We start from the raw sequence: 8429 nt of genomic DNA on the forward strand, positions 1-8429 counted from the left end.
ACCGGGATCGGCTTGACCGGCGCGAGCAGCGGCCGGAGCGCGCCCGGTGCCTGTCCGGTCAGCACGCCGATCCGCGCGACGGCTGCGGCATATTGCTGGTCGAGGCTCGGGACCGTCGCGGCGGTCTGCGCCCGCTGCGCACGCGCCTGTTCCTGGTCGAGGCTGGAGACGAGCCCTGCCTGGACGCGGAACCCGGCGATTTCGAGATTGTCGTCCTGGATCGTCAGCGACGCGCGCGCATTGGCGAGCTGCTGCTGATACAGCCGGGCGAGCACATAGTTGCGCGCGACCTCGCTCTCGATCGAGATCAGCACGGTCGCGTAGTCGAAGCCCGACGCGGCATATTCCGCGCGGCTCGCCTCGATCGTGCGGCGGATCTCGCCGAATACGCCGACCTGGTAGCTGGCGCTTGCCCCCAGCGTGAAGCTGTTGGTGCCGCCGCCACCGGTGTCGACGACGGTGCCGTCGGGCAAGGTGAACGACCGGCCGCCGCCGCGCAGATTCTCGTTGCGCTGATAGCCGCCCGAGCCGCTGAGCGTGGGGAGCAGCGACGCGCGGTTCTGGACCAGGCTCTCGCGCGCCTGGCGGAGGCGGGCGACGCTCTGCGCGATGTCGAGATTGGTCGCCGCCGCCTGTTCGACGAGCTGGCCGAGCACGGGGTCATCGAACCGCTGCCACCAGCGTGTCAGGTCCTCGGGGCTGGTCGCGGGGGTGACGGAATAGGCGTCGGGCACCCCTAGCTCGGCCGCCGCCTTCGGACGATAATCCGGCCCGACCGAACAGCCGGCGAGCAGGACGGGCATGAGGAGGAAAGCTCGGACGCGGGACATGGGCGGCAGGCATGACGCAATGCCCCTTCCCTCGTCCAGTGGTTTCGTGTCGCAACCTGTCGCAACCGGGGCGAGCTGTGGGTGGGTGGCCTCTCGCCCGTCATCCTGACGAAAGTCAGGACCCAGGGTAACAAAGCGTGACGCTCGTGGCTCTGGGTCCTGACTTTCGTCAGGATGACGAAGAAGGGCGTGACGGCCCCGAAGCATCGCCCCGAACCCCAAGCCCTGCTATGACGGCAATCGAACCGCACCCGTTCCAATTTTGCAGTGCAGCGGAACGGAGCGTCACAGCCGGGGGTTAGACGACCATGCTTGCCGAACGCCAGCCTGCGACTGAAGTCCTCGCACCCCCGCCGCACGTCCGCGACGACGCCAGCCTGTTCTTCGATTTCGATGGCACCCTGGTCGATCTGGCCCCGACCCCCGATGCGGTGGTCGTCGACCAAGGTCTGCTCGACCAGCTCGACCGGCTCGCTCTGCGCTTCCCGGCGCGCGTCGCGATCATCAGCGGGCGGTCGATCGCGCAGCTCGACGCGATGCTCGGCCAGCATGCGCGCCGGTTCGCGGTTGCGGGCAGCCACGGCGCCGAACGCCGCACGCCCGAGGACGGCCATGTCGCCGCCGAACGCCCCGCCTCGCTCGAAACCGCCGCGGAGGCGCTGCGCGCCTATGCCGAGGCGAATGCGCTGGTCTATGAGGCGAAATCGCTCGGCGCCGGGCTGCATTACCGGATGGCGCCGGCGTTCGAGGCGGATGCGGTGAGCCTTGCCGAAGAGCTCGCCCGCACGCACGGCCTGACGCTTCAGCGCGGCAAGATGATGGTCGAGCTGCGCACTCCCGGCGACAAGGGCGCGGCGCTGCGCGACCTGATCGCCGCGCCGGCGCTGGTCGCAGCCGCCCGTTCTTCTTCGGCGACGACGTCACCGACGAGGATGGTTTCGTCGCCGCACACGCGCTGGGCGGTGCGGGCATCCTGATCGGCCCCGAACGCCCTACCGCCGCCACCTACCGCCTCGACGATGTCGCAGCCCTTCGCGGCTGGATTGCCGCCATATTGGAATCATGATGACCGCTACCCCGCTCGCCCCCCGCCCGTCCGACAGCAACCCGACGCCGGACATGAACCTGTGGCCGATCGGCAATTGCCAGGTCTCCGCGCTGATCGACCGCACCGGCACGTTCGTCTGGGGCTGTGTGCCCCGGGTCGACGGCGACCCCGCCTTTTGCGCGCTGCTCGGTGGTGACGCCCCCGAGACGGGGCTGTGGGCGATCGAGCTCGAGGGCAGCGCGAAGACGACTCAGACCTATATCCGCAACACCCCGATCCTGGTCACCCGGCACGAGGACGAGGCGGGCAACGCGGTCGAGGTCACCGATTTCTGCCCGCGCTTCGTGCGCGAGGGGCGGACCTATCGCCCGACCAGCTTCGTGCGGATCGTCAAGCCGGTCGCAGGCAGCCCGCGGATCCGCATCCGCCTGCGCGTCGCGACCAACTGGGGTAAGCCCACCGATCACACGCAGGGCTCGAACCATATCCGGTTCCTGATGGACGACCAGACGCTGCGGCTCACCACCGATGCGCCGGTCGGGCATATCGTCGGCGAGCGCTGGTTCCGTCTCGAACGGCCGATGCACCTATTCCTGGGGCCCGACGAGAGCTTTGCCGGCGTGCTGCACGAGGCGGCCGAGGCGATGCTAACGCGGACCAAGGACGAATGGCGCCACTGGGTGCGTGGGCTCGCGACCCCGGTCGAATGGCAGGACGTTGTCATCCGCGCAGCGATCACGCTGAAGCTGTGCCAGCACGAGGAGACCGGCGCGATCGTCGCCGCGCTTACCACGTCGATCCCCGAACATGCGGGGTCCGAGCGCAACTGGGATTACCGCTATTGCTGGATCCGCGACGCCTATTACACGGTGCAGGCGCTCAACCGGCTCGGCGCGCTCGACGTGCTCGAGGGGTATCTCGAATATCTGCGCAACATCGTCGACGCGTCGAAGGGCGGGCATGTCCAGCCGCTCTACGGCGTCGGCGGCGAGGCGACCCTGGTCGAGCGCGTCGCGCCCGCGCTGCCGGGCTATCGCGGCATGGGTCCGGTCCGCGTCGGCAACCAGGCATACGAGCAGATCCAGCACGACGCGTACGGCCAGATCATCCTGTCCGACGTCCAGGCGTTCTTCGACCAGCGGCTGTTCCGCATGTCGAGCCATGAGGATTTCAAGAGCCTCGAACTCGTCGGCGACCGCGCCTGGGAGACCTATGACAAGCCCGATGCGGGGCTGTGGGAGCTGCGCACCAAGGCGCATGTCCACACCTATTCCGCGGCGATGTGCTGGGCGGCGTGCGACCGGCTCGCCAATGCGGCGGGCGTGCTCGGGCTCGAGGATCGCCGGACGTTCTGGAACGCGCGCGCGGACACGATCCGCAAGACGATCGAGACCTCGGCGTGGCGCGAGGAGACTCAGCGCATCTCCGCGACGTTCGGCGGCGACGATCTCGACGCGAGCCTGATCCAGCTGCTCGACCTGCGTTTCTTCGCGCCCGACGATCCGCGTTTCCAGTCGACGCTGAAGGCGGTCGAAGAGGGTCTCCGCCGCGGCAGCCACATGCTGCGCTATGCGACCGAGGATGATTTCGGCCTGCCGCATACCGCGTTCAACGTCTGCACCTTCTGGCTGATCGAGGCGCTGCACGCGACCGGCCGCACCGCCGATGCGTGCGCGCTGTTCGCCGAAATGGTCGCGCGGCGCACGCCCGCGGGGCTGCTGTCCGAGGATATCGACCCCAATACCGGCGAGCTGTGGGGCAATTATCCGCAAACCTATTCGCTGGTGGGGCTGATCAACTGCGCCGTCCTCCTCAGCAAACCCTGGAGCGCCGTACGATGAGTCGCCTGGTCGTCATTTCGAATCGCGTGCAATCGGTCGACGCGCCGTCGGGCAACCAGGGCGGCCTCGCGGTCGCGCTGCTCGCGGCGTTGCGCGAAAAGGGCGGGGTCTGGTTCGGCTGGTCGGGCGCGACCACCGAGACCTTTACCGGGCATATCAACTTCCAGCAGGGCAAGGGCGTCACCACCGCGACGATCGACCTGGAGGAACAGGATTTCGACGAATATTATAACGGCTATGCGAACCGGACCTTGTGGCCGCTGTTCCATTACCGGATCGATCTGACCGAGTTCGAACGCGATTTCTCCAGCGGCTATGCGCGGGTGAACAAGCGCTTTGCCGAGACGGTGCTGCCGCTGATCGAGCCCGACGATCTCGTCTGGGTGCACGACTATCATCACGTCCCGTTGGGGCGCGAGCTGCGCAAGCTAGGGGTCGAGAACAAGATCGGATTCTTCCTCCATATCCCCTGGCCGCCGATGGCCATGCTGCTGTCGCTGCCGAGCCACCGCGCGCTGGTCGAATCGATGTTCGCGTACGACGTGGTCGGGTTCCAGACGCAGGACTGGCTCGACAGCTTCCTGCATTACGTCACCAGCCAGCTCGACGGCGTGGTCGGCGAGGATGGCTGGGTGACGGTCGGCGACCGCACGATCAAGGCGATCACCACGCCGATCGGGATCGAGACCGCGGATTTCGAAAAGTCCGCGAGCAGCGACACCGCGCGCCATGCCAAGGAGCGCATGTACATGTCGGCGACCGGGCGCAGCCTGATCGTCGGGGTCGACCGGCTCGATTATTCGAAGGGTCTGGCCGAGCGCTTCTCGGGCTATGAGCGGTTCCTCGCGTCGCACCCCGATCACCGCGGGCTGGTCTACATGCTCCAGATCGCGCCGCCCTCCCGCGAGAAGGTCGACACCTATCAGGAGATCCGCGCGAACCTCGATTCGATGTCGGGGCGGATCAACGGCGAGTTTTCGGACATCGACTGGACGCCGATCCGCTACGTCAACCAGGGCTTCCCGCGCGACGTGCTCGCGGGGATCTACCGCGCGGCGCGGGTCGGGCTGGTGACGCCGCTTCGCGACGGGATGAACCTGGTCGCGAAGGAATATGTCGCGGCGCAGGATCCCGAGGATCCCGGCGTGCTGATCCTGTCGCAGTTCGCGGGCGCGGCGGCGCAGCTGTCGGATGCGGTGCTGGTCAATCCGTACAGCCCGGAGGAGATGTCCGACGCGATCGCCCGCGCGCTCAAGATGCCGCTCGCGGAGCGCAAGGCGCGCTGGGAGAAGCTGATCGACAACGTCCGCAAGGAGGACGTGATGTGGTGGTGCGAACTGTTCATCACCGCGCTTGAAGATGCGCCGGAGCATGTCGAGGCGTAACTAGCTTCGTCATCCCCGCGCAGGCGGGGATCCAGACTGGCTACCCCCGCGAGTCCTCTCCACGGCCAGCCAATATGGATCCCCGCCTCCGCGGGAATGACGGCTTGGGTCGGGATGACGCCGAGCGGTGACGGGTTCTCCCCAAGACCCGTCATCCTGACCAACGTCAGAGTGACGGGTTTTGGGTGTCGTACGCCGCGCCCGCGTTACGACGCGGTGCCGCGCACCGGGTCCGGGGCCATCAGCAGGCGCCCGCGGGGCATCGCCTCGGGCATTTCCGCCGTGATATACGCCAGCATCGCCTCGCGCACGTCGCAGCGCAGGTCGAACGCGACCGAGGCGTTCTTGGCGGTCATCAGCGCGCGGAGTTCGACCGCGTCGGCCTTCATGTCGGTGACCTGGAGGTTGAAGAACCGGCCGTCCCAGCGCGGATTGGCCTTCACCACTTCGGCGAGCTTCTCGCGCAGCCGCGGCACGTCGGTCGACGGATCGACATACCAGAAGACCGAGCCCATCAGCTGGCTGGTCTCGCGCGTCCAGTTCTGGAAGCTCTGTTCGAGGAACTTCGACACCGGCACGACGAGGCGGCGCTCGTCCCAGATCTTGATGACGACGAAGGTCAGGTTGATCTGCTCGACGCGCCCCCATTCGCCGTCGACGATCAACACGTCGTCGAGCCGGATCGGCTCGGTAAACGCCATCTGCACGCCGGCGATCAGGTTCTTGAGCGCAGGCTGGGCGGCGGCACCGACGACGAGGCCGGCGATACCCGCCGACGCCATCAGCGTGACGCCGATCGAGCGGATGCCGGGGACGCTGAGCAGCATCAGGCAGACGCTGATGAAGATGATGAAGAAGGTGCCGATCCGGCCGAGGATCGCCGCGCGGGTGCGCTTGCGCCGCGCGCGCAGATTGTCCTCGACGGTGATGTCCGAGCGGATCTCGATCACGTCCTGGAATGCGCGCAGGGCGGCGACTGCGAGCCAGCCGAGCAGAGCGGGGACGAGGAAGCCGAGCAGCTGCTTCCACAATTCCTCGATATCGTCATCCATCGGCAGGATCCGCGCGACGAACGCGACGCTGACCGCGACGAACACCGCGCGCAACGGCCGGCGGACGCGCGCGAGGACGAGGCCGTCGGTCTTGGCGGTCGACCGCCGCTGTGCATGGCCGGCGATCCGCATCGTCAGCCAGTGTGCGATCAACGCGAAGAGCACCGCCGCCGAGACCACGGCGACGCTTTCCAGCCAGACCCATTCGGGTGGTATGTGGAGCGATCTGAATATGCGCATGACAGCGCAACGGTGCGGGTGCTGGGATGTTCCGCTGCGGTGCAGCATGGGGGGGGCGAGCGTTGGAAATGCGCACCTCCCCGGCGGAGGCCGGGGCCCAGTTGGAAAGGTCGCAGTAATGGAGGGCGGCCCGCTGTTACCGCCGTCCCCCAACTGGGCCCCGGCCTTCGCCGGGGTGGTGTTTTCCCTGGGAAAATCGCTCGCCGCGCCCCGTCTTCCCGGATGACGCGCCTCCGTGATCATGCCACAAGACAGCGACCATGATCGCCCGGAGAATCAGACGCTTCCTGAGCGAGGAAGACTGGACGTTCGCACCGCACGAACTGCCCGTCCTCCCCGGCTCACCGGGCTCGCCCGCGCATCCGCGGCATCGCCAGATCGCCTATGCGCTGATCGGCATCCTGCTCGGACTGACGGTCGGGTTCGGCAATGCGCTGATCAGTGCGAACACCTATACGCTGCAGGGCGCGCTCGGGCTCGATCCCGCCGAGATCGCGTGGCTGCCGACGGTCTATGTGATGACCAACGTCAGCATCAACCTGCTGATGATCAAGTTCCGCGCGCAGTTCGGGCTCAGGCCCTTCGCGCTGATCTTCCTCACGCTCTACGTGCTGGTGACGCTCGCGCATCTGTTCGTCCACGGGTTCGCCACCGCGATCGCGGTGCGGGCGATCAGCGGGATGGCGGGGGCCGCGCTCAGCAGCCTGTGCCTCTATTATGTGATGCAGTCGCTGCCCGCGAAATGGCGGCTGAAGGCGGTGGTGCTCGGCATCGGCATCCCGCAATGCGCGACGCCGCTCGCGCGGCTGTTCTCGCCCGACCTGCTCGCCATGTCGCAGTGGCGGACCCTGTACCTGTTCGAGCTGGGCCTCGCACTGCTGTCGCTCGCCGCGGTCGCTGCGCTGCGGCTGCCGCCGACGACGCGGAGCAAGGCGTTCGAGCCGCTCGACTTCCTCACCTTCGTGCTGTTTGCCGGGTCGACCGCGCTGTTCGCCGCAGTGCTCGGGCTCGGGCGGATCCTGTGGTGGACCAATGCGCCGTGGATCGGCTGGGCGCTGATCGTCGCGATCCCGATGTTCGCCGCCGCGATCGTCGTCGAGCATCACCGCGTCAACCCGCTGCTCAACACCCGCTGGCTCGGCAGCGCGGACATATTGCGCTTCACCGTCGTCATCGTGATGGCGCGGATCGTGCTGTCCGAACAGACCTATGCCGCGGTCGGCCTGCTGACCGTGCTGGGGCAGAACAACGACCAGCTCATCCCCTTCTTCCTGATCATCTTCGTCGCCTCGGTCGCGGGCGTGATCGCGAGCGCGGTGACGCTCGACGTCGAGCGGCTCGGCCACCCGATCATGCTCGCGATCGGCCTCGTCGCGGTGGCGGCGTGGTTCGATTCCTACGCGACCAGCCTGACGCGCGCGCCGCAAATGTACGTGACGCAGGCGATCATCGGCTTCTCCGCGACCTTCTTCCTCGGCCCGGCGCTGCTGTTCGGGATGACGCGCGCGCTGAAGGAGGGTGCGGGGCACATCATCAGCTTCATCGCGCTGTTCGGGATCATCAACTCGCTCGGCGGGCTTGGCGGTACCGCGCTGCTCGGCAGCTATCAGGTGGTCCGCGAGAAGGCGAACAGCGCCGCCCTCGTCCAGCAGATCTCGCCGACCGACCCGATCGTCGCGCAGCGCATCGCCGCGGGCGGCGCCGCGGTCGGCCGGGTGATCGTCGATCCGACGCTGCGCAGCGCGGAAGGCGCGGCGATTTTGTCCCAGACCACGACGCGCGAAGCAAACGTGCTTGCCTATGCCGACGTCTTCCGCTTGGTCGCGATTCTCGCCGGAGGGACGTTCGGGTATCTCGTCTTCCTGATGGTGCGACGCCAACGACGCGAACGCCGTGCGCGACTTGAGAGGACGACATGACCGACGCCCGCAGCCCGGTGGCAGAAGGACCCGCGACGGAGGAGAAACAGGCGGAGACGGCCGCCGCCCCGACCGCCGCACCTGCGCCTGCGCCCGCAGCGACGCCCGCCACCC

Annotated in this window: 6 protein-coding genes; 4 read left to right on the plus strand and 2 right to left on the minus strand. The window is 67.6% G+C overall.

The genetic code is table 11. The features are described 5' to 3' along the window. On the minus strand, positions 1–803 hold an 803-nt coding region (locus NI18_RS12180; RefSeq protein ID WP_306286391.1), incomplete at its 3' end, for a TolC family protein. Between the two features lie 335 nt (positions 804–1138). On the opposite strand from NI18_RS12180, the gene otsB reads away from it, so the two are divergent. The 3 genes from otsB to NI18_RS12195 all read left to right on the plus strand — a co-directional run bounded on the left by otsB (position 1139) and on the right by NI18_RS12195 (position 5104). Beyond that, entirely contained in the window at positions 1139–1807 is a 669-nt protein-coding gene (gene otsB / locus NI18_RS12185) for a trehalose-phosphatase (RefSeq protein ID WP_306286392.1), read from the plus strand. A gap of 85 nt (positions 1808–1892) precedes the next feature. Next, the gene (locus NI18_RS12190) at positions 1893–3719 is read left to right on the plus strand and encodes a glycoside hydrolase family 15 protein (protein WP_306286393.1); all 1827 of its coding nucleotides are present in this window, start codon (positions 1893–1895) and stop codon (positions 3717–3719) included. After that, the gene (locus NI18_RS12195) at positions 3716–5104 is read left to right on the plus strand and encodes a trehalose-6-phosphate synthase (protein WP_031394052.1); all 1389 of its coding nucleotides are present in this window, start codon (positions 3716–3718) and stop codon (positions 5102–5104) included. The genes NI18_RS12190 and NI18_RS12195 overlap by 4 nt, the downstream gene beginning before the upstream one ends. Before the next feature lie 206 nt (positions 5105–5310). Here the strand turns inward: NI18_RS12195 and NI18_RS12200 are convergent, their stop codons facing one another. After that, the gene (locus NI18_RS12200) at positions 5311–6396 is read right to left on the minus strand and encodes a mechanosensitive ion channel domain-containing protein (protein ID WP_037530095.1); all 1086 of its coding nucleotides are present in this window, start codon (positions 6394–6396) and stop codon (positions 5311–5313) included. Positions 6397–6656: 260 nt separating this feature from the next. Between NI18_RS12200 and NI18_RS12205 the strand changes: the two genes are divergently transcribed. Then, on the plus strand, positions 6657–8315 hold the full coding sequence (locus NI18_RS12205) for an MFS transporter (RefSeq protein ID WP_031440138.1): 1659 nt from the start codon (positions 6657–6659) through the stop codon (positions 8313–8315). The last annotated feature ends 114 nt before the right edge of the window (positions 8316–8429 follow it).

The organism is Sphingomonas sp. Ant20, from assembly GCF_000783375.1.
Classification (GTDB): domain Bacteria; phylum Pseudomonadota; class Alphaproteobacteria; order Sphingomonadales; family Sphingomonadaceae; genus Sphingomonas; species Sphingomonas aerolata.

Bases quoted from the DNA above. Each gene is read 5' to 3' on its own strand.
- otsB (WP_306286392.1), top strand. From the start codon at position 1,139: ATGCTTGCCGAACGCCAGCCTGCGACTGAAGTCCTCGCACCCCCGCCG.
- NI18_RS12190 (WP_306286393.1), top strand. From the start codon at position 1,893: ATGATGACCGCTACCCCGCTCGCCCCCCGCCCGTCCGACAGCAACCCG.
- NI18_RS12195 (WP_031394052.1), top strand. From the start codon at position 3,716: ATGAGTCGCCTGGTCGTCATTTCGAATCGCGTGCAATCGGTCGACGCG.
- NI18_RS12200 (WP_037530095.1), bottom strand. From the start codon at position 6,396: ATGCGCATATTCAGATCGCTCCACATACCACCCGAATGGGTCTGGCTG.
- NI18_RS12205 (WP_031440138.1), top strand. From the start codon at position 6,657: ATGATCGCCCGGAGAATCAGACGCTTCCTGAGCGAGGAAGACTGGACG.